This window comes from Allobosea sp. 05T439, assembly GCF_056396005.1.
Window position 1 is genome coordinate 1 of the sequence record NZ_JBFTKP010000183.1, and the last position, 321, is coordinate 321.

The 321-nt window shown below is 62.6% G+C and carries 1 protein-coding gene; it reads left to right on the forward strand.

Features of this window, described 5'->3' with window-relative positions; translation table 11 throughout:
- The coding region (locus AC1DIO_RS35645) for an ABC transporter substrate-binding protein (protein WP_476854993.1) at positions 1–321 on the forward strand (321 nt) is incomplete at both ends.

Consider the following 321-nt stretch of genomic DNA (forward strand, 5'->3'; position numbering starts at 1 on the left):
CCGCATTTCGCCTTTCGCCAGCGGCACCAAGGACCAGATCGCCTCGCGCGTTTTCTTCGAGCCGCTCGCCGGCTGGGACAAGGACGGCAATCTCGTTCCCCAACTCGCCGCCGAGATCCCGACCAAGGCCAATGGCGGAGTGTCTGCCGACGGCAAGGAAGTGATCTGGAAGCTGAAGCAGGGCGTCAAATGGCATGACGGCAAGCCGTTCACCGCGGATGACGTCGTCTTCACCTGGGAATATGCCGCCGATCCGGCCACCGCCGCCTATACGACCGGCGCCTACAAGGACATCAAGGTCGAGAAGATCGACTCCCACAC